Origin of the sequence: Mesorhizobium sp. B2-8-5, from assembly GCF_006440675.2 — a bacterium.
In the GTDB taxonomy this organism is placed as follows: domain Bacteria; phylum Pseudomonadota; class Alphaproteobacteria; order Rhizobiales; family Rhizobiaceae; genus Mesorhizobium.
The window spans coordinates 2,080,020-2,102,576 of sequence record NZ_CP083951.1; the positions used below are offsets into that span (position 1 = coordinate 2,080,020).

Annotated in this window: 25 protein-coding genes and 1 tRNA gene; 12 read left to right on the top strand and 14 right to left on the bottom strand. The window is 64.4% G+C overall.

From position 1 onward, the window contains the following. The first annotated feature begins 93 nt into the window (after window positions 1-93). Both FJ430_RS10005 and FJ430_RS10010 read left to right on the top strand, forming a co-directional pair. Window positions 94-167 (top strand) — tRNA-Gln (locus FJ430_RS10005). Between the two features lie 125 nt (window positions 168-292). Next, window positions 293-469, top strand: coding sequence for a hypothetical protein (locus tag FJ430_RS10010; RefSeq protein WP_181167050.1), 177 nt, complete (start codon window positions 293-295; stop codon window positions 467-469). A gap of 52 nt (window positions 470-521) precedes the next feature. Here the strand turns inward: FJ430_RS10010 and FJ430_RS10015 are convergent, their stop codons facing one another. Next, window positions 522-1,415, bottom strand: a complete 894-nt coding sequence (locus FJ430_RS10015; protein WP_140706946.1) for an AraC family transcriptional regulator — start codon at window positions 1,413-1,415, stop codon at window positions 522-524. Window positions 1,416-1,567: 152 nt separating this feature from the next. On the opposite strand from FJ430_RS10015, the gene FJ430_RS10020 reads away from it, so the two are divergent. After that, complete coding sequence (locus FJ430_RS10020) at window positions 1,568-2,317, top strand: SDR family oxidoreductase (protein WP_140706948.1); 750 nt, start codon at window positions 1,568-1,570, stop codon at window positions 2,315-2,317. A 10-nt stretch (window positions 2,318-2,327) separates the two neighbouring features. Here FJ430_RS10020 and FJ430_RS10025 read toward each other — a convergent pair whose 3' ends face one another. Next, window positions 2,328-2,966: a 2-dehydro-3-deoxy-phosphogluconate aldolase gene (locus tag FJ430_RS10025; protein ID WP_140706951.1), complete on the bottom strand. Its 639-nt coding sequence runs from the start codon at window positions 2,964-2,966 to the stop codon at window positions 2,328-2,330. Window positions 2,967-3,211: 245 nt separating this feature from the next. Between FJ430_RS10025 and FJ430_RS10030 the strand changes: the two genes are divergently transcribed. From FJ430_RS10030 to FJ430_RS10040, 3 genes are all read left to right on the top strand, one after another. Continuing rightward, window positions 3,212-4,138, top strand: a complete 927-nt coding sequence (locus tag FJ430_RS10030; RefSeq protein WP_140706953.1) for a rhodanese-related sulfurtransferase — start codon at window positions 3,212-3,214, stop codon at window positions 4,136-4,138. Between the two features lie 123 nt (window positions 4,139-4,261). Further along, window positions 4,262-4,993: a tellurite resistance TerB family protein gene (locus tag FJ430_RS10035; RefSeq protein WP_140706955.1), complete on the top strand. Its 732-nt coding sequence runs from the start codon at window positions 4,262-4,264 to the stop codon at window positions 4,991-4,993. A 240-nt stretch (window positions 4,994-5,233) separates the two neighbouring features. Further along, window positions 5,234-5,995, top strand: a complete 762-nt coding sequence (locus FJ430_RS10040) for an SDR family oxidoreductase (RefSeq protein WP_140706957.1) — start codon at window positions 5,234-5,236, stop codon at window positions 5,993-5,995. Window positions 5,996-6,007: 12 nt separating this feature from the next. Here the strand turns inward: FJ430_RS10040 and FJ430_RS10045 are convergent, their stop codons facing one another. Next, the gene (locus FJ430_RS10045; protein WP_140706959.1) at window positions 6,008-7,192 is read right to left on the bottom strand and encodes a pyridoxal phosphate-dependent aminotransferase; all 1,185 of its coding nucleotides are present in this window, start codon (window positions 7,190-7,192) and stop codon (window positions 6,008-6,010) included. A gap of 82 nt (window positions 7,193-7,274) precedes the next feature. On the opposite strand from FJ430_RS10045, the gene FJ430_RS10050 reads away from it, so the two are divergent. The 4 genes from FJ430_RS10050 to denD all read left to right on the top strand — a co-directional run bounded on the left by FJ430_RS10050 (window position 7,275) and on the right by denD (window position 10,262). Further along, complete coding sequence (locus tag FJ430_RS10050) at window positions 7,275-7,961, top strand: GNAT family N-acetyltransferase (protein WP_140706961.1); 687 nt, start codon at window positions 7,275-7,277, stop codon at window positions 7,959-7,961. A 64-nt stretch (window positions 7,962-8,025) separates the two neighbouring features. Continuing rightward, window positions 8,026-9,027, top strand: a complete 1,002-nt coding sequence (locus tag FJ430_RS10055) for a cation diffusion facilitator family transporter (RefSeq protein ID WP_140706963.1) — start codon at window positions 8,026-8,028, stop codon at window positions 9,025-9,027. Between the two features lie 51 nt (window positions 9,028-9,078). Next, the gene (locus tag FJ430_RS10060) at window positions 9,079-9,285 is read left to right on the top strand and encodes a hypothetical protein (protein WP_140642214.1); all 207 of its coding nucleotides are present in this window, start codon (window positions 9,079-9,081) and stop codon (window positions 9,283-9,285) included. A 2-nt stretch (window positions 9,286-9,287) separates the two neighbouring features. Next, the gene (gene denD / locus FJ430_RS10065; protein ID WP_140706965.1) at window positions 9,288-10,262 is read left to right on the top strand and encodes a D-erythronate dehydrogenase; all 975 of its coding nucleotides are present in this window, start codon (window positions 9,288-9,290) and stop codon (window positions 10,260-10,262) included. A 66-nt stretch (window positions 10,263-10,328) separates the two neighbouring features. On the opposite strand, the gene FJ430_RS10070 is transcribed toward denD, so the two are convergent. The 4 genes from FJ430_RS10070 to FJ430_RS10085 all read right to left on the bottom strand — a co-directional run bounded on the left by FJ430_RS10070 (window position 10,329) and on the right by FJ430_RS10085 (window position 14,494). Next, the gene (locus FJ430_RS10070; RefSeq protein WP_226892128.1) at window positions 10,329-11,501 is read right to left on the bottom strand and encodes a nickel/cobalt transporter; all 1,173 of its coding nucleotides are present in this window, start codon (window positions 11,499-11,501) and stop codon (window positions 10,329-10,331) included. A 103-nt stretch (window positions 11,502-11,604) separates the two neighbouring features. Continuing rightward, a complete protein-coding gene (locus FJ430_RS10075) occupies window positions 11,605-12,273 on the bottom strand; it encodes a DUF1007 family protein (RefSeq protein ID WP_140642208.1) in 669 nt (222 codons plus the stop codon). Window positions 12,274-12,395: 122 nt separating this feature from the next. Beyond that, complete coding sequence (locus FJ430_RS10080) at window positions 12,396-13,295, bottom strand: LysR family transcriptional regulator (protein WP_140706969.1); 900 nt, start codon at window positions 13,293-13,295, stop codon at window positions 12,396-12,398. Between the two features lie 2 nt (window positions 13,296-13,297). Continuing rightward, on the bottom strand, window positions 13,298-14,494 hold the full coding sequence (locus FJ430_RS10085; protein WP_140706971.1) for an amidase: 1,197 nt from the start codon (window positions 14,492-14,494) through the stop codon (window positions 13,298-13,300). A gap of 539 nt (window positions 14,495-15,033) precedes the next feature. Between FJ430_RS10085 and odc2 the strand changes: the two genes are divergently transcribed. Further along, a complete protein-coding gene (odc2, locus tag FJ430_RS10090; RefSeq protein WP_095817118.1) occupies window positions 15,034-16,167 on the top strand; it encodes an ornithine/lysine decarboxylase in 1,134 nt (377 codons plus the stop codon). Window positions 16,168-16,436: 269 nt separating this feature from the next. Beyond that, window positions 16,437-17,033 (top strand): GNAT family N-acetyltransferase, encoded by a 597-nt coding sequence (locus FJ430_RS10095; protein ID WP_140707054.1) that lies wholly within the window; start codon window positions 16,437-16,439, stop codon window positions 17,031-17,033. Window positions 17,034-17,127: 94 nt separating this feature from the next. Here FJ430_RS10095 and FJ430_RS10100 read toward each other — a convergent pair whose 3' ends face one another. From FJ430_RS10100 to flhA, 7 genes are all read right to left on the bottom strand, one after another. Continuing rightward, the gene (locus tag FJ430_RS10100; protein ID WP_112096391.1) at window positions 17,128-17,412 is read right to left on the bottom strand and encodes an SCP2 sterol-binding domain-containing protein; all 285 of its coding nucleotides are present in this window, start codon (window positions 17,410-17,412) and stop codon (window positions 17,128-17,130) included. Window positions 17,413-17,603: 191 nt separating this feature from the next. Next, entirely contained in the window at window positions 17,604-18,134 is a 531-nt protein-coding gene (locus FJ430_RS10105) for a hypothetical protein (protein WP_140706973.1), read from the bottom strand. Between the two features lie 31 nt (window positions 18,135-18,165). Then, a complete protein-coding gene (locus FJ430_RS10110) occupies window positions 18,166-18,585 on the bottom strand; it encodes a hypothetical protein (RefSeq protein WP_140651557.1) in 420 nt (139 codons plus the stop codon). 8 nt (window positions 18,586-18,593) lie between these two features. Further along, window positions 18,594-19,163 carry a rod-binding protein gene (locus FJ430_RS10115; RefSeq protein ID WP_226892129.1) on the bottom strand — a complete coding sequence of 190 codons (570 nt, stop codon included), beginning with the start codon at window positions 19,161-19,163 and terminating at the stop codon, window positions 18,594-18,596. 71 nt (window positions 19,164-19,234) lie between these two features. Further along, window positions 19,235-19,621, bottom strand: a complete 387-nt coding sequence (locus tag FJ430_RS10120; RefSeq protein ID WP_140706975.1) for a hypothetical protein — start codon at window positions 19,619-19,621, stop codon at window positions 19,235-19,237. A 2-nt stretch (window positions 19,622-19,623) separates the two neighbouring features. Then, window positions 19,624-20,376, bottom strand: a complete 753-nt coding sequence (gene fliR, locus FJ430_RS10125) for a flagellar biosynthetic protein FliR (protein WP_095766355.1) — start codon at window positions 20,374-20,376, stop codon at window positions 19,624-19,626. After that, a complete protein-coding gene (gene flhA, locus FJ430_RS10130) occupies window positions 20,373-22,460 on the bottom strand; it encodes a flagellar biosynthesis protein FlhA (protein WP_140706977.1) in 2,088 nt (695 codons plus the stop codon). Before flhA ends, fliR begins: the two co-directional genes overlap by 4 nt. Window positions 22,461-22,557 lie beyond the last annotated feature (97 nt).

Genomic DNA, 22,557 nt, shown 5'->3' on the forward strand with positions numbered 1-22,557 from the left:
GAGTCAGCGTGACCACCGCAAAGCCGCGTTGGCCCGTCAGCGCGGCTTTTGTCTTTCATGGCATGCGCCGCTGCCTGTTAGGCCAGAAGGTCTTCCCGCTTCGTCTAATGGTAGGACAGCGCCCTTTGAAGGCGTGTATCGTGGTTCGAATCCATGAGCGGGAACCAGACATGGCAATGCCTCGGTCGGCGTTCGGTATGCGCATCTTCACGCCAGGCTAAACTTACCGTGAGGTTGGAGCGCCGCGCCCAATGATGGGTTAAAAGGGGTTCGTTCCAAACTGGGGATATTCATGAAGAAGATTGTATTGGCGTCAGTTCTGGCGCTGGCCGCGGCATCGGCTGTCGTCGCTCCCTCGCAAGCCGAAACCGTGATCGTCAAGACCGGACGACATCATTGCGTGACCAAGCTGGTGACGCATTGGCGCCACCACCACAAGGTGGTCGAGAAGGTCAGGGTCTGCAGATAGTTGCGTTTGCAAGACTAATCCCGGCCGGCGCAAGCCGGCCGGTTTTTAGTGCTCAGTCAATTTCCAGCGTGGCCGCTTCGCCCCTGGCCAGGAGCCGCGCGGCGTCGCGCGCGGGCGGCAATCCGAACTGGCGCGCATATTCGCGGCTGAACTGGGAGGCGCTTTCGTAGCCGACGGTGAAGGCGATATGCGCCGCGCTGCCCGGTTGCGCGATCAGCAGATGGCGCGCTTCCAGAAGGCGGAGCTGCTTTTGATACTGGATCGGGCTCATCGCCGTCGCCGCCTTGAAGTGGCGATGAAAGGCGGCGTTGCTCATATGCGACAGCTCGGCCAGTTGCGTCACATCGATCGGTTCGTTGTAGTGCGCGCGGATCCAGGCGGTGGCGCGGCGGATTTGCGAAAGGCGGCCATCGGCACGGGCGAGCTGACGCAGCTTCTCGCCCTGCGGGCCTTGCAGGAGCCTGAACGCGATCTCCCGTTCGAGCATGGGCGCGAGAACAGGAATCTCGGCTGGTTTGTCGAGCAGCCGCAGCATTCGGCGCCATGCGTCGAGCAGCAAGTCATCGAGTTGATTGGTCACGAAGCTATCGCCGTCGATCGCCGGCTTGTGGTCGATGAGCAGGCCGGCAATCAGCTCGGTATCGAGCGAGAAGGCGATAGCCAGGTAAGGCTGCGCGACGCTCGCCTCGAGCAACTGGCTGGTCGCGGGTGTTTCAACCGCATAGACGAAATAGCTGCCGGCGCCGTAGGCAAGCGTGCGGTCGCCGATCAGGACCGTTTTGGTTCCCTGCAAGACAAACAGCGTGGTCGGCTGGCAAAGCTCGGGCAGCGGCGGCGTCGGCACCTCGCTGCGGCCGATCGTGACGCGCGGAATGGCCGTCTTCGTCCGCCGTCCGCGCGCATGTCGGCCGGCGATCGCGATCAATTCCTGAAGCTCTTCGTTCATCGTTTCAGCATTGCCGATCCATGCAAGCCGCGCAACCGAGTGACGCGGAGCCGCGCATCCAGTTGAGAGGATTAGGCAAGAGGACGCGAGGATCCGGCGCGCGAAGCAGGTCGGTTGACGCCAAATCTAGGTCGCCAAGAAGGAGACCTGGAATGACGACGCAAAAGAATGCGCTGGTGACCGGCGCCAACAAAGGTATCGGGCTCGAGACCGCCCGTCGGCTGGCAACCATTGGGTTCAAAGTCTGGCTCGGTGCCCGCGACGCCAGGCGCGGTCAAGCCGCAGCCGAAATCCTGCGCGGCGAAGGGCTAGATGTCGAGTGGCTTGCGCTCGACGTCATCAGCGACGACGGCGTGGCGGCCGCGGTCAAGACAGTCGCGGCGCAGGCACCCGGCCTGGACGTACTGGTCAACAATGCCGGCATTGCGCCCGGCTATGTCGACGCGCTTGGCCCGGACGGCCGCTATGAGCGGCCGCCGAGCCGCGAGAGTGTCGCGGAGATGAAAGCCACCTATGACGTCAACGTCTTCGGTCCGGTGCGGGTCACCCAGGCGTTCCTGCCGCTGCTCAAGGCGGCGCCCGCTGCACGGATCGTCATGGTGAGCAGCTATCTCGGATCACTGGCGCGCGCGGCCGGCAACAGCCAGTCGCCCAACGTCATGGGCTATGGCAGTTCGAAGACCGCGCTCAACGCCGTCACGCTGTCCTTCGCCCGGGAACTCGCGCCTCGCGGCATCATGGTCAACGCCGCCGCTCCCGGCTACACCGCCACGGACCTCAATGCGCACAGAGGCGGCCGCACGGTGCAGCAGGCGGCCGAGATCATCGTGCGGCTGGCGACGCTGGAGCCGGGCGGGCCGACGGGCGGCTATTTCGACGAGAACGGCGCGCTGCCCTGGTGAGGGCGCTGATTTACTTCTTGAGCTTGCTCGCCTCACGCGCCAGCGCTTCGATCTCGTCCCACTTGCCGGCCTTGATGAGATCGTCGGGCGCCACCCAGGAGCCGCCGACGCAGATGACGTTGGGCAGGCTCAGATAGTCGGCGGCGTTCCTGGCCGTTATGCCGCCGGTCGGGCAGAATTTCACGTCGGCGAGCGGCGAAGCGAAAGCCTTCAGCGAAGCGAAGCCGCCGGATTGCTCGGCCGGGAAGAATTTCAGGAAGCGCAGGCCGGCTTCACGCGCGGCCATGATCTCGCCGGGCGTGATGGCGCCGGGCAGCAGCGGCACGGGGCTGCCCTTGGCTGCGTCGAGAAGCTGGCTGGTGATGCCGGGACTGACGATGAATTTCGAGCCGGCGCGGGCTGCTTCATCGAACTGCTTGGCATCGAGGATGGTGCCGGCGCCGACGATCGCCTCTTCGACCTCGGCAGCGACGCGGCGGATCGCTTCCAGCGCGTCGGCGGTGCGCAGCGTGATCTCGATCGCCGGCAGGCCACCGCGCGAAAGGGCGCGAGCGAGCGGCACCGCGTCCGCGACATTGGCGATCTTCAGCACCGGGATGACCGGTTGACCGTTGAGAAGCGACAGGAGCTTTTCGGTCTTGCTGGTCATTTGCTGGTCTCCATTTCGATCGATTTCAACCGATTAGCAGAAGGGTCCGCTCAAGTCCACGAAGCCCGGCGTGTCGCGATGCCGCGCACCTAGCCGCCTTCCTGCTTTGCCTTGAAACGGCTTTCAGCGCTGTCCAGAGCGGACCGCCGTTTCCTGGAAACGGCAACCGCTCTATCTTTAATTTTGCGCAATTCCGGACGGAAAACCGCTTCGCACTTTTCCTGGAGTTGCTCTATGGCATGGCCATGACAACGACAACACAAAATCCGGTCCGCGTCGCGGCGCTTTACAAATTCGCGCCGCTCGATGGACACGAGGCTCTGTGCGCGCCACTCGCCGCCTTCTGTTGCGGGCGCGGCATCAAGGGCACGTTGCTTCTGGCGCATGAAGGCATCAACGGCACCATCGCCGGCAGCGAGGAGGCGATCGCCGCGCTGATGTGTCACCTCGAGGCCATCGAAGGCCTTGCCGGACTGGAAGTCAAATACAGCAGCGCCGCCGAAATGCCGTTCCACCGCATGAAGGTGCGGTTGAAGCGCGAGATCGTCACCATGGGCGTCGAGGATATCGATCCGGCGGCGAGCGCAGGCACCTATGTCGCGCCGGCCGACTGGAACGCGCTGATTTCCGATGCCGATACCTTGGTGATCGACACGCGCAACGCCTATGAAGTTTCGCTCGGCACTTTCCAGGGCGCGGTCGATCCCAGGACCACCAGCTTCCGCGAATTCCCGGCCTGGATCGAGCAGCACCGTGGAGAGTTCGAGGGCCGCAAGGTGGCGATGTTCTGCACCGGCGGCATTCGCTGCGAGAAGGCGACGGCCTATGTGAAGTCGCTCGGCCTCAAAAACGTCTTTCATCTCAAGGGCGGCATCCTGAAATATCTGGAAGACGTCCCGGCCGAGGAGAGCCTCTGGCAAGGCGAATGTTTCGTGTTCGACGAACGGGTGTCCGTCTCGCACGGTCTCGCGGAGGGCGAAGCCGAACTCTGCCGCGCCTGTCGGCACCCGCTGACGGTCGGGGACAGGTTGTCGCCGAAATACGCGATCGGCGTTTCATGCCCGCATTGCTTCGAAACGCGATCCGATGCGGATCGCGAGCGCTACGCCGAACGCCACCGTCAGGTCGAACTTGCGCAAGCGCGCGGCGCTAAGCGCCATATCGGAAGCTAGAGCCACACGCCCTTGCGCGTAAAACTCGCCTCGTCATTGTAATGTCAATGTGCGGGGCCTACCTCTTGCCGGTCCGAAACCGTGCCCGCGCGCATTTCGGCCGGGCCAATTCTGGAGGCACTGATGCTCGACCCCAAGAAGCTGCTCGACGACCTTCTCGGCTCGCAAATTCCCGGCACCGGATCGACCGTCCGCGACAAGGCGGGGCAGGCGGTGCAGATGGCGAAGGACAATCCGCTCGCCGCCGGCGCGCTTGCCGCCGTGCTGCTCGGCACCGGCACCGGCCGGCAGGTGACGGGCGCGGCCATCAAGCTCGGCGGCCTGGCGGCGATCGGAGGCCTCGCCTACAAGGCTTATCAGAACTACAAGGCCGGCAAGGAGCCGGCGCAGGCGCCGGCCGCCAGCGAGCTGGAGTTGCTGCCGCCGCCCGCCGATACCGCCTTCGATCCCTCGCAGGCGCCGCAAGGCGAAGCCGAGTTCACGCTGACGCTGGTCAGGGCGATGATCTCGGCGGCGAAGGCCGACGGCCATGTCGATGACGACGAGCGCAGGAAGATCGCCGACAAGCTCAAGCTCGCCGGCATCGGCGCTGAAGCGGAAAAATTCCTGCTCGCCGAGCTCGAAAGCCCGCTCGATCTCGACACGCTGGTCGCCGGCGCCAAGACCGATGCGCAGAAGCTCGAGCTCTACACCGCGTCGCGGCTTACCATCGATCCCGACACGCGCACCGAGCGCGGTTATCTCGACCTGCTCGCCGGCCGCCTCGGCCTGCCGGACGCCCTGGTCGATCATGTCGAGGCGACGGTTTCGGCGGCAAAGGTGCCGGCGGGAACGGCGCCCAATTCACCGTGGTGATTCGGCGTGGTAAACGTCCTTCGGGGACGCCTTGCCGTCCGTTAACTTCTCGTTAACCCAGCAAGCGCATCATTCTAACCAGTCGGACCGGCTTTTCCTCCTCCCAAGCGCGGTTCAGATCGGGGCGGTCGCCAATGGCCGCCCTTTTTGTTGACCTCTTCTTTATCACCAACAGCTGCTTGCCATGACCCATGGCATTTGCGATGCCACGTTCTTCCATCCATGACCGGGAGGACGACGATGACAGCCATAGCACAGAAGACCGCCATCGTTACCGGCGCCGGCACCGGCATCGGCAAGAGCGTCGCGACGGCGCTGCTCAAGGCAGGCTGGAACACGGTGTTCTGCGGCCGCCGCAAGAAAGTGCTGGAGGAGGCGATCGCCGAGGCGGGGAAGACGCAAGCCAAGGCATTGGCCATCGCCTGCGACATCAGCAAGGCCGACGAGGTGGACGACATGTTCGAGACCGTGCTCGAGGCCTTCGGCCGCGTCGACCTGCTCTTCAACAATGCCGGCATGGGTTACAAGTCGACGCCGATCGACGAAATCCCGGTCGAGGTCTGGAACGACGTCGTCGGCGTCAACCTCACAGGCTCGTTCCTATGCGCCCGCGCAGCCTTCGGCGCCATGCGCCGGCAGAAGCCGATGGGGGGCCGTATCATCAACAACGGCTCGGTGTCGGCCTATGCGCCGCGCCCCGGCTCCGCGCCCTATACGGCGACCAAGCATGCGATCACCGGGCTCACCAAGACGCTGGCACTCGACGGCCGGCCTTTCGACATCGCCTGCGGCCAGATCGACATCGGCAATGCACTGACCGAGATGGCGCAGCCGATGACGGTCGGCGTGCCGCAGGCCAATGGCTCGATCGCCGCCGAAGCGGTGATGGATGTCGAGCGCGTGGCCGATGCGGTGCTGCACATGGCGAGCCTGCCGCTCGACGCCAACGTGCTGTTCATGACGGTGATGGCGACGAAGATGCCGTTTGTCGGGCGCGGGTGAACGCCCGACGGGTCACTTTTTCAGAAACGCCTCGGTCCGTTCCAGCGCGCGCAGGATGTTCTCCTCGGAATTGGCATAGGAAAGCCGGATATAGCCTTCGCCGAGAACGCCGAAATCGGGGCCGCCGATCAACGCCACGCCGGCATCCTCCAACAGCGCCGAAGCGAGCTTCTTGGCCTTCCAGCCGGTTTTCGAGACGTTGGGGAAGGCATAGAAGGCGCCCTTCGGCGTGATGCAGGAAATGCCGGGCAGCGCGTTCAGCCCCTCGACCACGATCTTCCTGCGGTTGTCGAAGGCGCGCATCATCTTCTCGACATCGTCCTGCGGGCCGTCGATCGCCGCGATGCCGGCGAACTGGCTCGGCGCGTTGACGCAGGACCAGCAGTTGACCGCCAGCTTGCGCACCTTGTCGTAGAGATGCGCTCCCTTGTCGCCGTTCGGCCAGATCGACCAGCCCATGCGCCAGCCGGTCATCGCCCAGGTCTTCGACCAGCCGTTGAGCACGATCAGCCGATCACGAATTTCGGGGAAGTTCAGCAGCGAGCAGTGAGTCTCGCCGTCATAGGTCATGACGTCGTAGATCTCGTCCGACATGATAGCGACCTGGGGGTGCTTCTCCAGGCCCTTGACCAGCTTCTCGATCTCGGCCCGCGGAGTGACGCCACCGGTCGGATTGGCGGGCGAGTTGAGGATGAGCAGCCTGGTCTTCGGCGTGATCAGCGCCAGCGTCTCTTCCGCCGAGAAGGCAAAGCCGTTTTCCTCGCGGATCGGCACCGGCACCGGCGTGGCGCCGGTGAACTCTATCATCGAGCGGTAGATCGGAAAGCCGGGATCGGGGTAGAGGATCTCGGCGCCCGCCTCGCCGAACATCAGGATCGCGGCAAACATCGTCGGCTTGCCGCCCGGCAGGATCATCACATTCTCGGGCGACACCTCGACGCCAGTGGTGGTCAGCGTGCGGCGCACGACCGCCTCGCGGGTGGCTAAAAGGCCGTTGGCAGGCGTGTAGCCATGGTGGCCGTCACGCAGCGCCTTGATCGCCGCCTCGACGATGTGCTGCGGCGTCTTGAAGTCGGGTTGGCCGATGCCGAGGTTGACGATGTCGCGCCCCTGATGGGCGAGCGCGGTGGCCCTCGCCAGCACCGCGAAGGCATTTTCCTCGCCGAGACGGTCGAAGGCCGCGATCGTGTGGAGCATTTTTCCCGTCCCTGTGGTTCTTTCTGTGAGCGAGCGTTTTTGTGACGGTCCGCAGGTAAAAGTCAACGGATTGGAGTGGCCGGTGTCGGAAGATCTGAAGAATTGGCAGCCGCGTCCGCGGCCGGAACGCAAGGTGTTCGAAGGCCGTTATGTGCGCCTTGAGCCGTTCAGCGCGGCAAAGCATGGCGACGGCCTCTATGAAACCTCGTCCGTCGCCGATATCGATGGGCGCTTCGCATGGCTGCCGGACTATCCGCCGAAAAGCCGCGCCGCCTTCCAGCCATGGCTCGACAAGGCCGAAGCGCTTGAGGATCCGCTGTTCTTCACCGTCATCGACAAGGCAAGCGGCGAGGTCGCCGGACGACAGACGCTGATGCGCATTGATGCCAACAACGGCGTCATCGAGATCGGCAACATCTATTGGGGACCGTTGATCTCGCGCAAGCCGGCGGCGACCGAAGCGCAGTTCCTGTTCATGAAATACGTCTTCGACGAGCTCGGCTATCGCCGTTACGAGTGGAAGTGCAACAACCGCAACGAGCCGTCGAAGCGCGCGGCCGAGCGGTTCGGCTTCAAGTTCGAGGGCATCTTCCGCCAGCATTTCGTGGTCAAGGGTGAAAACCGCGATACGGCGTGGTATTCGGTCATCGACAAGGAGTGGCCGATACTCCGAAAAGCCTATGAGGCCTGGCTCGATCCGGCAAATTTCGATGCCCAGGGAAGCCAGAAACGGCGGCTTGAAGATTTCCGCGCCGAGTTCGGCGCGTAGATCATGATCCTGAGAGCCGGGAAACCGGTTTTCAGGGCCATGGTCGGCAGACAGGAGTTAGGCGATGGCGCATGACCATGCTTCGCACGACCACGGCCCGGCCGGTCATAGCCACAGCCATGGCGCCGGGCATGTGCATGGCTCAACCGACAAGAAGCGGGTGCTGATCGCTACCTGTTTGACCGCCTGCTTCATGGTCGCCGAGGCGCTGGGCGGCTGGCTTACCGGGTCGCTGGCGCTGGTCGCCGATGCCGGGCACATGCTGGCTGACGCCATCGCGCTCGCCGTTGCCTGGTATGCTTTTCATCTCGCCGGGCGTCCTGCCACCGGCCGTCTCACCTATGGCTTCGCCCGGGTGAAGACGCTGGTCGCCTACACCAACGGCATCGCCATCTTCGTCATCGCGCTTTGGATCGTCTACGAGGCCTGGGGCCGGCTGATGCACCCGGCGCCAGTGCTGGGCGGGCCGATGCTGGTGGTCGCGGTGGCAGGCCTTCTGGTCAACATCGCCTCCTTCTTCGTACTGCATGGCGGTGATCGCGAGAGCCTCAACATGCGTGGCGCCATCCTGCATGTGCTGGGCGATCTGCTGGGCTCGGCCGCGGCCATCGTCGCCGCCATCATCATCCTGGCGACGGGCTGGACGCCGATCGATCCGATCCTGTCGGTGCTGGTGTCGCTGCTCATCCTGTCGACGGCATGGTCGCTGATGCGCGAGGCGGCCAACGTCCTGCTCGAAGGCGTGCCGGCCAGGCTCGACCGCGACGTGATCGCCAGGGACATCGAAGGCGCGGTCAAGGGCGTGCGCGAGGTGCATCACATGCATGTCTGGTCGCTCGACGGCACCTCCAACATGGCGACGCTGCACGCTTGCCTGAACGACGGCGTCGATGCGCATGTAGCGGTGAGTGCCATCAAGAAACGGCTTGCGGCCAAGCACGGTATCGAGCATGCCACCGTCGAACCCGAATTCGGCCAATGCGCGGACAGCCATGACGAACACGATCATCATCACGATCACGACCACGCACATGATGTGCCACGCGATCGCCGGCACTATCACTGACCGCGGCCTGATGACAAAACCGAGCAGCCTCGACATGAAGAACGCCCGCTGATGGACCGTGACACCCGCAACGCTGCGGCCGCCGCGGCGGTGATACTGGTTGTGTTCGGCCTCGCCGCCTATTTCCTGCCGGTCATCATGCTGGCCGCTGGCAAGGTATCGACGGTGCTGGCGGCCGTTATCGCCGTGGTCTTCATGGTCGGACTGTTCGTCGTCCTGTGGCTGCGCGGACGCAGCCAGCGCAAGAAAGGTCTCTGAAGATGAGAATACTGATCACGGGCGCCGCCGGCATGGTGGGCCGCAAGCTTATCGCGCGCCTGGCCAGGGACGGCGCCTTGCGCGGGCGAAAAATTACGGCGCTCGACCTGCACGACATCGTGGCGCCGCAGGCGCCGGCGCTCGACGGCGTCGATGTTTCGATCCACACCGGCGATCTTTCCGCGCCCGGCGCCATGTCCGCTCTCGTGGCTCCGCGCCCGGATGTGATCTTCCATCTGGCCGGCATCGTGTCGGGCGAGGCGGAGGCCAATTTCGACCTCGGCTACCGCGTCAATCTCGACGGCACGCGCGCCCTGTTCGACGCCGTGCGGCTGGCGGCGTTCGCGCCGCGCCTCGTCTTCACCTCGTCGATCGCCGTGTTCGGCGCGCCGTTTCCGGACGTCATCCCGGACGAATTCCATCCGACGCCGCTCACCTCCTACGGCACGCAGAAGCAGATGAGCGAAGCGCTGCTCGCCGACTATACGCGGCGCGGCTTCTTCGACGGCATCGGCATCCGGCTGCCGACGATCTGCGTCCGCCCCGGCAAGCCGAACAAGGCGGCGTCGAGTTTCTTCTCCGGCATCATCCGCGAGCCGCTCGCTGGCCAGGAGGCAATCCTGCCGGTGCCGCGCTCGGTGCTGCACACCCATGCCAGCCCGCGCTCGGCGGTCAATTTCCTCATCCATGCTGCCGAAATCGACGGCGACAAGGTCGGACCCCGCCGCAACCTCACAATGCCGGGCGTCGCCGTCACCGTCGGCGAGCAGATCGAGGCGCTTGAGCGCATCGCCGGCGCCGAGGTCGTGAAGCGGATCCGCGAGCAGCCCGACGAGATCATCTGGGCGATCGTCAAAGGCTGGCCGACACGGTTCGAAGCCAGGCGGGCGAGGGAACTGGGCTTTGCCGCCGAGAAGAATTTCGACGAAATCATTCGCGCGCATATCGAGGATGAGCTGGGCGGGAAGATCACCTGATGTCTGTCGATACAGGTGATGCTGAGCTGACCCGCAGATCGACCCAGTTTCGGCCACTGCTTTTGATCAGACGCCGCCCGACAGGCTGGCCGACAGAAGCAGCAGCCCGGCCAGGAAGATGAAGGCGGCGCCACCGATCTCGACGATCGAATGGATGCGGTTGCCGATGCGTCCGTCGCCGGCGAAATAGACCGCCCAGTTCTTGGCCAGCACGGCGATCGTCGCCAGCGCCGAGACGGTGATCGCGGTGCCGATCGACATCGCCAGCACGGACAGCAGGCCACCGAGCCAAAGCCCGTTGAGCAGCGCGAAGCTCAGCACGATCAGCGCGCCGGAGCAGGGGCGGATGCCGACGGCGGCGACCGCCGACCAGGCCGTGCGCCAGTCGAAGCGGTCGCCCGACAGCATTGCCGGATCCGGCGCATGCGAATGGCCGCAGGTCTCGCAGACTTCGCCCGGGCCGTGGTCGTGATGGGCGTGGTCATGCGCGGCGTGATGGTGGCCGTGATCATGGGCGTGCGCATGCGAATTGTCATGATGATCATGATCGTCATGCACGTGCATGCTACGGGAATGCGCGGCGTGCGCATGTGCGTGGGAATGGCCCGCATGGGAATGCCCGCCATGCGAATGGCCGGCATGGGCCGCCGACAGGCTGTAGGCGGGCGCTCTGCCGAACAGGCGCAGCACCGACGGACCGAGCTTGCGCCACAGCAGCCAAGCGCCGAACAAGGTGACCAGCACAAAGCTGGAGATTTCGAGGAACCAGGCGGCGTCGGTCATCGAGATCGCGGTGCCGCGCAGCACGAAATAGGCAAGCATCATGACGACCACCGCCGTCAGGCCCTGCAGCAGCGCCGAGACGAAGGAAAGCAGGATGCCGCGCCGGAGCGCGACTTCGTTGGCGATCATATAGGAGGAGATCACCGCCTTGCCGTGGCCGGGGCCGGCGGCATGGAAGATGCCGTAGGCGAAGGACAGGCCGATCAGCAGCCAGAGCTTGCTGCCGTCCTGGCGCATCGCCTTCATGGCGGCGGCGAGCGAATGGTAGAATCCCTGCTGCTGGAGATTGATCCACATCAGGATATGGGCGAACGGCCCCGTGGTGGTTGGCGCCATGCCGTCATTGGTGCCGATGCCGAGCGAGCTTTGCGCGTGCGCGACGACGGGCAAATGGGCAATCACCAGGGTGGTGGCCAGCAGGACGAGCGCTAAGCGGATATTCGTGGGATGCCCCACGAATATCCGCTTAGATTCCCTTGTTTGTCGCAGGTTCCGATCGCAAAACCGTAGGGCACTTTTGCGAAACCTGCTTGCGCGCAGCGATGGTTTCATCACCAAATCATCCTTCCGGCGGGCAGTCCAATTCGAGCTTGGTAGCGAAGATCTTGCTCATGTCGGTGCCTGTCGGATCGTTGAAGAACGCGTCCGTCAGGGTCTTCTGGTTTTCCTTGATCGCCTCGTCCGGATCCGGCCGGATGACCTTCTTGGTACAGGTCGAGGGCAGGCCTTCGACGGTGAGGTTGGTGTCGTCGGTGAAGTCGATCGCCGTATAGAAGGTCGGATCGTAGACGCCGATGTCGATCTTGCCGGCGAGCTTGATCGGCGTCTTCGGCTGCGACTCGAACAGGATGATCAGCTGGTCGTTGTCGAAGTTCGCCATCAGATGCGGCGGCGGGACCATCGGCACGTCCTTGCCGTTCTGGGTGACGAGCTGGAAGTAGTTGAACTCGGCCAGCGAGGAATGGACGGTGTCGGCCACTTCCTTGAGCTCTTTGTCGTCAAGCTTCAGATCGGAGTTCTTGTCGAACTCCATCATCACTGTACTCGAAAACAGGTCATCGAAGCGCCAAAGGTGGCGCAGCGCCGTCACACTTTGGTGATCCTGGCTGAGGATGACGTCGAGGCGGGCCTCGGCGAAGACATGCGGGTGCACCTCGGCCGGCTCGACCGCTGCGAATGTCGCCGCCACGACCGAAGCCAGCATGGTTGCTTGCCGTTTCAGATGCATTCCGGGCCGCGATTCCATCGATTTCGGGAGCGAGCCCCAGAGTTGACAGAAAGCGGGCGAAATTGGGACGCGCCTCAGCTTCTTTTCGACGCGTGCCGTTGCATGCGTCCGGGAGACATGCATCAGACGGTGTCGCGCGTCTTGAACCACTGCACCAGGAAATCGACGAAGACACGCACCTTGGCCGGCAGATAGCGGCGGTGCGGGTAGACGGCGAAGATGCCGGTGCCGGCCGGTATACGGTCGTCGAGCGCGGTGACCAGGTTGCCGGACGCGACGTCGGGAGCAGCGATGAAATCCGGCAGCATGGCGAAGCCCAGACCGGAGAGCGCGGCGGCTCTTGCCACGATCGGGCTGTTGACCTCGATCGGGCCTGAAACAGCGACGCTCATGGAGTCCTCGCCCTCGCCCTTGAAGCGCCAGTTGGCCAGCGAGCGGCCGTTGGTGTCGACAATGCAGGGCATGTTGGCGAGATCCTGCGGACGTGTCGGCTTGCCATGTTTGGCGATCAGTTCCGGCGACGCGCAAAGCCTGACCGAAAACGGCGCCAGCCGCCTGGCGATAAGCGAGGAATTCTCCAGCCGCGAGATGCGCACGGCAAGGTCGAAACCTTCCTCGACAAGGTCGACGAAGCGGTCGTCGAGATGGACGTCGAGCACGATGTCGGGGTGCTGCCTGGCGAAGTCGACCAGCGACTGACCGATCGGCGCGTCGGCGAAGGTGCGGGCGGCCGACAGCTTGATCCTGCCGCGAACGTCGCCGGAAGATTGGCGCACCGCCTCGGCCAGATTGTCGACCTCGCGCACGATTTCGGAGGCGCGCTGATAATAGGTGTGGCCGGCTTCGGTCAGCGAGAACTGGCGCGTGGTGCGGTTGAGCAGCAGCGCGCCCAACTCGTCCTCCAGCTCGCGCACATATTTCGACAAGAGCGCCTTGGAGCGGCCGATCTTGCGCGCCGCGGCCGAAAAACCTTCCGCCTCGACCACGTCGATGAAGGCGCGCATGCGCGTCAATGTATCCATGGTCAGACCTTTCGTGCCGCGTCGAGAATCTTGCGGCCGAGCCGTATCAGGGCAACGTCGCTGCCGGAAGGCCCGAGCAGCGACAGGCCGAAGGGTGCGCCGTCGACGGAGCCGATCGGCAAGGTGATCTGCGGAAAGCCCGAAAGACCGGAAAGGCACAAAAGATGCAGCGCCCTTTCGCGATAGGCCTGGAACTGTTCCGGCGTGCCCGCGGCGAGCGGCGCCGCGCCGGGAACGGTGGGCAGGACGAGGAAGCCGTTATCGCCGAGCAGCGCGCCGAACTCGGCCCGGAACGCCAGCCGGCGCGCGGCTTCGGCCGCGGCGGCCCTGGCGTCGATGGTGCGGCCGAAGCCGAAACGCTCCTCGACGCCGGGGCTCAGGCAGCCGCCGGCCGAGATCCAGGGACCATGCTCGCGCCAGGCCTCGAAGGCCTGCAAGCGGCGAAAGCACCAGTAAAGCTCGTCGGGGAACGAGGCAAAGGCGTATTCGGTCTCCACGGGCTGGCCGATGACGCCGACGGCCAGCGCCTTCATGCGTGCATATTCGGCGGCTTCCGCTGGCCCCATGACGAAGGCATCCAGCCAGCGGATCGACAGCGGGCGGTTGAGCGGGTGCTGGTGCGGATCGCGGCCGAGCAAAAGCTTGCCGACCGTCTCATAGGTTTCGATGTCGTCGGCGAACCAGCCGAAGGTGTCGAAGCTCGACGCCAGCTTCATCGCGCCGTCGAGCGGGATGCGGCCATGGGTGGTGCGCAGCCCGATCAGGCCGCAGAAGCTCGCCGGCGCGCGGATAGAGCCGCCGGTGTCGGAGCCGGTGGCAATGTTCGCCAGGCCGCCGGCAACCGCGGCCGCCGAGCCGGAGGAGGAGCCGCCGGTGACGCGCTCGGGCGCGGCGGGATTGACCGGGTAAGGGAAATGCGCGTTCTGGCCGAACAGCGAGAAGGCCAGCTCGTCGGTTTGGGTCTTGCCGACGAATCGCGCGCCGGCATCGAGGATCGTCTGCACCGCTTGCGCCGTGCGCGAGGCGGCATGCGCCTCCGCGAATCTCTGCGGGTTGCCGCAGCCGGTGCGGTAGCCGGCGACGTCATAGATGTCCTTGACGGCAAGGCGCAGGCCGGCGAGCGGGCCCAATTCCGCATTCGCCACAGGCATTTGGCGCAGATCGAGGAAGGCGTTAAGCGGTCCTTGAGTTCCTGGCATCGTTCGATTTCCGGATACAGTGCGACAAACATTGTTCGATGCCAGAAATTTTACAACCTGCGCTTACGATTTTTATTGATTGTGAAACCCTTCGCTCCTATATCGCGCTTGCCCAAAGTCGCACGTGCCTGTGGGTGTCCGCCGATCCTCGAATGGTGAGGGCAATCGGTAAGGTAACTGGAGCCAACCCCTCCAGTCGGTCAGTGGCCAACCACAAGACCGAGGACACCTTGAAGCAACGACGGTGCGGGCCTTTCTGGTTCTCTTCCGGTTGTCCAAAGACCGGGGTTACTAAAGAGGCACACCTTCATTGCCGGCAGTGCGGACGGGTTTCCCATCCAAGCCAAGGCAGACAAAGCGAACCGAGGCCGGGCAAGGCCAAGGTTCACCGCCGCGAGACGGCGTTTCATGGTTCCGGGGTCTCCACCGGCTGGTTCCATGGATTTCCGTCCCGCCTTTGTCCACCGCGTGTTCGCGAGGCCGACAGCCCGCGTCCCGCAGCCTTATTGCGCGCCGAAAGGCGTTATGGAGAGACCCCGATGGCCACCCAGCGCATCCTTGATTTCCTCGCCACCCGACGTCCGAACGGTCCCTGCCTCGTCGTCGACCTCGATGTCGTGCGCGACAATTTCCGCGCTTTCGAGAAGGCGTTGCCCGATTCCAAGATCTACTATGCGGTGAAAGCAAATCCGGCGCCGGAAATCCTGCGCCTGCTTGCTGCGATGGGCTCGTCCTTCGACACCGCATCGGTTGCCGAGGTCGAGATGGCGATGGATGCCGGCGCGCCGGCGGACCGCATTTCCTTCGGCAACACCATCAAGAAGGAGCGTGACATCGCACGCGCCTACCAGCTCGGCATCCGCCTGTTCGCCGTGGACTGCGTCGAGGAGGTCGAGAAGATCGCCCGCGTCGCCCCCGGCTCGCGCGTGTTCTGCCGCGTGCTGACCGACGGTGAAGGCGCCGAGTGGCCGCTGTCGCGCAAGTTCGGCTGCGTGCCGGCGATGGCCGTCGACGTGCTGCGCCATGCGAAGGGCCTCGGCCTCGACGCCTATGGCGTGTCGTTTCATGTCGGCTCGCAGCAGACCGACCTGACGGCCTGGGATCGCGCGCTGGGCGACGCCAAGAAGGTGTTCGCGACGCTCGCCGAGGAAGGCATCGTGCTCAAGATGGTCAACATGGGCGGCGGTTTCCCGACCCGTTACCTGAAGGACGTGCCGGTGGCCCAGGCCTATGGCCAGGCGATCTTCTCGGCGCTGCGCAAGCATTTCGGCAACGCGCTGCCCGAAACGATCATCGAGCCGGGCCGGGGCATGGTCGGCAATGCCGGCGTCATCAAGTCGGAAGTCGTGCTGATCTCGAAGAAGGCCGACAACGACAATGTGCGCTGGGTGTTCCTCGACATCGGCAAGTTCGGCGGTCTCGCCGAGACGATGGACGAGGCGATCCGCTATCCGCTGGTCACCCGCCATGACGGCTCGGAGACCGCGCCTTGCGTGCTCGCCGGCCCGACCTGCGATTCGGCCGACGTGATGTACGAGAAGACGCCTTATCCGCTGCCCTTGTCGCTGACCATCGGCGACGAGGTGCTGATCGAAGGCACCGGAGCCTACACGACCACCTACTCGGCGGTTGCCTTCAACGGCTTCGAGCCCCTCCGATCCTACGTGATCTGAGCGGCTCGCAAAGTACGCTCAGATCATCCCAGGTGGGCGCCCGTCGCCCACCCGGGCTCGCTTGTGGAACAGATCTCCGCTCGTGAAGGATCGCGGACATGGAATACCTGACCAAATCGGCCGTTGCGGCCACCGAATTTGCCCCCTCGTCCGGACCGTCGGCTGAGCTTTTCTCCGCGGGGGAGAATGGCTCGACTGCAGTGCTTCTTGGCGCATTTTCTTACGACGAACCGGTTTCCACTTCGCCTGAAAATGCGTTGGCGCCCTCCCTGGCCCTCCGGGCACAGGCTGGCTCGCGCGGCGCGCCGGACGAGGGAGCCGCCCAGGCGCCTGCCTTCGTCATCCTTGGCGAAGGCGCGGGCGACGTTGCTGCACGCGAAGCGCTGCTCGACCGCGCCATGGGGCCGAAGCGCAGGAAGAAGTCATCCGAGAAGCTGCGGCGCGGCCGCCGGCCCTCGGAAGGCCTGGCGTTTGTCGCGCGCGATCCCTCGGGCGCGGTCGTCGGCACGGTGCGGCTGTGGGATGTGAGGCTGGGCGAGGGCGGTCCGTCGGCGCTCCTGCTCGGCCCGCTCGCGGTCGAGCCGGGATTGAAGAGCGGCGGCATCGGCTCGGCGCTGATGCGGCATGCGACCGCCGAAGCCGCGCGGCTTGGCCATGGCGCGATCCTGCTCGTCGGCGACGCGCCCTATTACGGACGGTTCGGCTTCTCGGCCGACCGCACCGGAGCGCTTGCCATGCCCGGCCCCTATGAGCGGCACCGGCTTCTGGCGCGGGAGCTGAAGGAAGGCGCGCTGGACGGCGCCACGGGCACGATCAAGGCCGCCGGCCGCAAGATCAAGGAACAGGTGCCGGGCTTTGTCGCTTGAGTCTTTGTTTTCACGCAATTCCGGACGGAAAACCGCTACGCACTTTTCCTGGAAAACGCCGCCCATCGGGCGGCGTTTTGCTTTTTGCGAAAGGTCAGCCGAGCAGCTGGCTGAGCGCCATGGCGACGGTCATGTCGCCTTCGACCTTCAGCTTGCCGGCCATGAAGGCCATGGTCGGGTTGAGGTCGCCGGCAATCAGCGAATCCAGATCATCGAGCGACAGCTTGATCGTGCAGTCGGCCGGCGCGTCGGTGGTCGAGACGGTCGCGCCGTCGATGACGATGACGCCGTCGCTGCCAGTGTCGAACTTGACGGAATGCTCGAAGCCGGCGCTTGCCACGCGCGACTTGATCTTGTCGGCAATCTCCTGAACGCCCATGGCGGTTCTCCTCGTTGGTTGCGTTGACGCGCACCGGCGCTTGGCCGCTGGGCGAGGTAGACGCGCCGCGCTCCAGCGCGACCACAGGCGCATATAGCTTCGAGTTGACGTTAACGTCAACGCGGTCACCTTGCGTCATATCGCGTAGGGAACTGGGCCATGCCCGTCGCCGCCGGACGGCGGCCAGGCGGTCAATGCTCCGGCGCTGCCTGGAAGGGCTTGGTCATCGCCGCCGCGGTTTCGCCGGCATTCCTGCGGCGGCGAAGCGCGTTGTCGCGGATATCGTCCTTGGAGAGAAAATTGACCTGGTCGATCAGCACCTCGTGCACCAGCTCGACGCCGACCCGGCTGTTGATGGTGTCTCGGATCGACTTGCGGAAGACGTCGAGATCGATCGATTCCTTCTTGGTGAAATCGATCTGCGGGTTGGAATAGAGATAGGAATAGACTTGGTCGGTCATCAGCGCCTGCGCCGGGACCGACAGCTTCTTTATTTGTTCCGGCTCCACCGTGTAGACCAGCTTGGTGAGGAAATAGCCGTCGATCGTGCCGTCGCGTAGCAACGGCACCGAGATCATGTCGGTCTTGACGTAGTCGAGGCCGCCCAGCATCGGCTTCGGCGGTTCGGCCGTGCCGCGCTGGCCGGCCGCCTGGAAGGAATAGAAGACCGCGCCGAGCGTCACGGCGCAGATCCACAGCGCGGCGGCGATGAACTTTATCACCGGGTCTGTCCTTGCGCCTTGATCATCTTTGTCAGGCTCGCGCCATTCCGAACTCGCCGGCCGAATAGGTGCCGTCGGCATCGGCGCGCTGGATGGCGTTCCTCAGAAGCGTGGCGACCTCGTTGACCGCGTTGAGATGGGCGAGGATCGCCGCCTCGTTCCTGGCCAGCTTCTGGCGCAGCCGCAGCAGGCCTTCGCGATGCTGCTCGAGGAATTCGATCTCGTTGGCGCCCTTCAAGGCGCGGTTCAGCTCGTAGAGGTATCGGCTCTTGCGCGCGTTCGAGGCCTTGAGGTCATAGGCCGTTCCGCTGCGGATGCCGGCGGTCTCCTCGTCCACGACTTCCTCGATGCGGCCGATGATGGCGGCGAGGTTGCCGGGTCGTGCGGCGGCGGGCGCCTCCATTGCGTTGGTGCGTGCGGGAAGGTTGGAAAGGTCCGTTTGGTCGGCCATGTAGGTCCCTAGATCTTGATGTCCGTTTTTATGGTTGTGTCGTCGCCGGTCATCGACCGTGCGGCTTTGCGCTCAAGCTCCTCGATCATCGAGGTCGAAAGCCGGGTCTGCTGGTCGATCTCGGCTTTCTGCTGCCCCCCGGCAACAGGGCCAACCGGCACCTTGTGCTTGCCGTCGAGATAATGGTCGGCGAGCATCGATTTGGCGATGCCGATGCCGCCATGCGCGGCCATGACATCGGCCACCTTTTCGGCCAGCTGCGACTTCCACATGTCGCCGGCCAGGCCCTTGCCGTAAACGCCCTCGGTGTCCTTGGGCATCATGTTCTGGATGAAGGTCGTCAGCACCATCGCCTCGAAGCGCTGGAACTTCTTCGCCGGATTGGCGGCTTCCGCCTTGTCGGCCGCCGCGCGCGAGAGGATGGAGCCGGCATCGACCGTCGCGGATGGATCGAGAGCGAAGGGTGCCGAGGCGCCATTCGCTCTTCTCGCGAGCGTCGCGCGCGCTGTCTCGACATCGGCCGGTTCCGCTGCGCGGGCAACGTCCATGACGATGTCGCTGGGTGGGGAAATGGCCAAGAAAGTCCGCCCTTTGCCGGTTTTGTCATCCGCACAATGACTGAACAAGCTTGTGGCAGGCTTGCGGGAGGTCAGCCTTCGTCCACTCGCTTCTGCGTGATGAGATCGAGCCGCTCGCGATCAGAGCGCTCGCGCTCGTCGCGGCGGCGCACGTCCTTGTAGGCACGCTCGACCATATTGGTGCGCGCCGTCGCGGTGGCGATCAACGCGGCTTCCTGGCGGGCGTCTTCCAGGTTCTTTTTCTGGCGCTCGAGCGCGCCGGTGATGCGGCGATGATAGATTTCCGGAAAGAGAGCGCCCAGCGAGGCGCCGGTGTCGAAACGCTCGATCAGGTCCCTGGCCTCAGCTTCGGCCTTGACGGCGGCGGCGAGGAAGCCGGCATGGCGGGTTTCGTGCAGGACTTTCAACTGCTCCTGCACCTTGACCAGTTTCTTCAGGCGGTCCTTTCGCGCGGTCATGGCTATCTCGCCAGCGTGAGGTCGACGAAGCCGTCGACGAACAGCGACAGCAAGGTGCCGACCGCGAAATAGAAGATGATCATTCCGCCGGCGATGACGAAGGGCAGCGAGATGAAATAGACCGGGATCTGCGGCGTCAGCTTGTTGACGAAGCCGATCGTCAGATTGACCAGGATGGCATAGGCGACGAAAGGGCTGCCGAGCCGAATGACCAGGAAGAAGGCGTCCGACACGGTGTCGGTGACGTCGACCAGCGCCGCCTGCGGGTTGAAGAACACGTTGACCGGAGCGACCTGATAGGAGGCGACGAGCGCCTTGACGATCTCGTGGTCGAAGTCGAAGACGAAGAGCAGGAGCAGCGCCGAGAACGAGATGATGGCGGCGAGCGCCGCCTGCGGTTCCGGCTCCTCGATCGCCGGCCCGCCCGAGCCGCCATAGCCGATCAGCATAGCGATGGCCGAGCCCATGAAACGCAGCGCCTCCATGTAGAGCCTGGTCATGGCCCCAATCAGCCCGCCGACCAGGAGCTCGGAGACGATCATCGGCGCCAGGACCTGCGGGCGCGGATCGACGAACGGGTAGATGCGGTCCCACAGGAAAGCGAGCAGGCCGCCGGTAGCGGCGAGCGAAACGAACAGCCGGATCTGCAGCGGCACGCGGGCGCTCGACAGGCCCGGCATCAGCATAAAGCAGGCGCCGATACGGCAGAAGGCGAGGAAGGCGGCGATGACGACGCCTTGCGAGAGCGCGTTCACGAGATGGTCCCGAGCACCTTGATCTCGACGCCCTTGGCGATCTCGACATGGCTGAGAACGGGAAGCGTCGTGAACAGCCGCTCGATGATCATGCGCACGTAGGGACGCGCGTCGGGCGCGGTGACAAGCACGAAGCGCTCGCCCGCCTCGAGATGCTTGCGGATCGCCTTGGTGGCGTCCTGGCCGAATTCCTCGAGCTGGCGCGGATCGATATCGAACTCGCGCACCTCGCCCTTTGCGTCGCGCTTGAGGCTCTGATGGAAGGCGAGATCCCAGCGATTGCCGAGGCGTAGCACCTTGAGCGTGCCGCCTTCGGAGAGGTCGCCGCAGATCTGCTGCGCCATGCGGATGCGCACATGCTCGACGATCTGCTCGGTGCGGCGCACATGCGGCGCGATCTCGGCGATCGCCTCGATGATCAGATGCAGGTTGCGGATCGAGACGCGCTCGGCGAGCAGCAGCTTCAGCACCGCCTGCAGGCCGGGATAGGAGATGTGCGAGGTGCAAATCTCGTCGGCGAGCTTGCGGTATTCCGGATCGAGCCGCTCCAGCAACGCCTTCATGTCCTTGTAGGACAGAAGCTGCGGCAGGTTGTTGCGGATGACTTCCGAAAGATGGGTGAGCAGCACCGACATGTTGTCGGCGAAGGTGAAGTTCTCGCGCTTCAGGTCCTCGGCGAAGGTTTCGAGCACGGAATAGGCGCGCATGCCGAAGGCCGGCTCGCGGATTTCCTCGCCGGGGATCTCCGGCACGCCGCGCGTGCCGAGCAGCACCATGATCTCGCCGACGCGCATCTGGTATTCAGCGACCACAGTGCCGTGCACCTTGATCTGATAGCTCTTGGGTGGGATGGCGAAGTCGTCGGCGACGCGCACCTCCGGCACCACGAAGCCATATTGCTGGGCGAATTTCTTGCGCATCTTCGACATGCGGAACACCAGTTCCTGATGCGCCACCATCAGCCTGGTCGAAAGCTGCTTGCCGATCAGAAGCTCGATCTCGGCGGTGACCAGCGAGGCCTTGACCGAGTTCTTCTCCTCCTCGACCTTGTTCGCCTTCTCCTGCGTCTTCAGGGCTTCGGCGGCGGCGCGTTCGCGGCTCTGGCGCAGCGGGATGATGTAGCCGAGGCCGGCCATGCCGCCGGCAAGCGCGAAGAAGGGGAACAGCGGAAGGCCGGGCATGAGGCCGAGGATGACCAGCAGCGAGGCCGCGACGTAGAGCGCGCGCGGATGCGCGCCGAGCTGACCGAACACTGCCTGGTTGGTTGAGCCGCGCGTGCCGCCCTTGGAGACGAGCATACCGGCAGCGAGCGAGACGATGAGCGCCGGGATCTGGGTGACGAGGCCGTCGCCGACCGACAGCTTGATGAAAACGTCGGCCGCCTGGCCAAGACCCATGCCGTGGCGCAGATAGCCGATAGCGATGCCGCCGACGATATTGATGGCAGTGATGATCAGGCCGGCGATGGCGTCGCCGCGCACGAATTTCGAGGCACCGTCCATCGAGCCGAAGAAGGAGGATTCCTCCTCCAGTTCGCGGCGGCGCAGCTGCGCCGTCTTCTCGTCGATCATGCCGGCGGAAAGGTCGGCGTCGATCGACATCTGCTTGCCGGGGATGGCGTCGAGGGTGAAACGCGCGCCGACTTCGGCGATACGGGTGGCGCCCTTGGTGATGACGATGAAGTTCACCACGATCAGGATCATGAAGACGATGAGGCCGATGACGAAGTCGCTCGACATCACCAGCTTGGAGAAACCCGAGATGACGTAGCCGGCGGCATGAGTGCCCTCGTTGCCGTGCGACAGGATCATGCGGGTGGTGGCGATGTTGAGCGACAGGCGCAGCATGGTGGCGATCAGCAGCACGGTCGGGAAGGACGAGAAGTCGAGCGGCCGCTGGATCCACAGCGCCACCATCAGGATCAGCACCGAAAGCGCGATCGAGAAAGCAAGGCCGATATCGATGAGGAAGGCCGGGATCGGCAGGAACAGCACTGCCAGGATGAAGACGATGCCCAGCGCGAAGAAGATGTCGCGGCCGTTCTTGACCGCCAGGCCGGACGGGAGTGTTTCGCTGATCGCCATATCGTTCCCAAATCAAGAGCCGCCACGCACAGGGCAGGCCCTTGACCGTAACCCTCCAAGCTTGCGCGAAGGTGGGAGAGTGGCTACGGGACCTGCC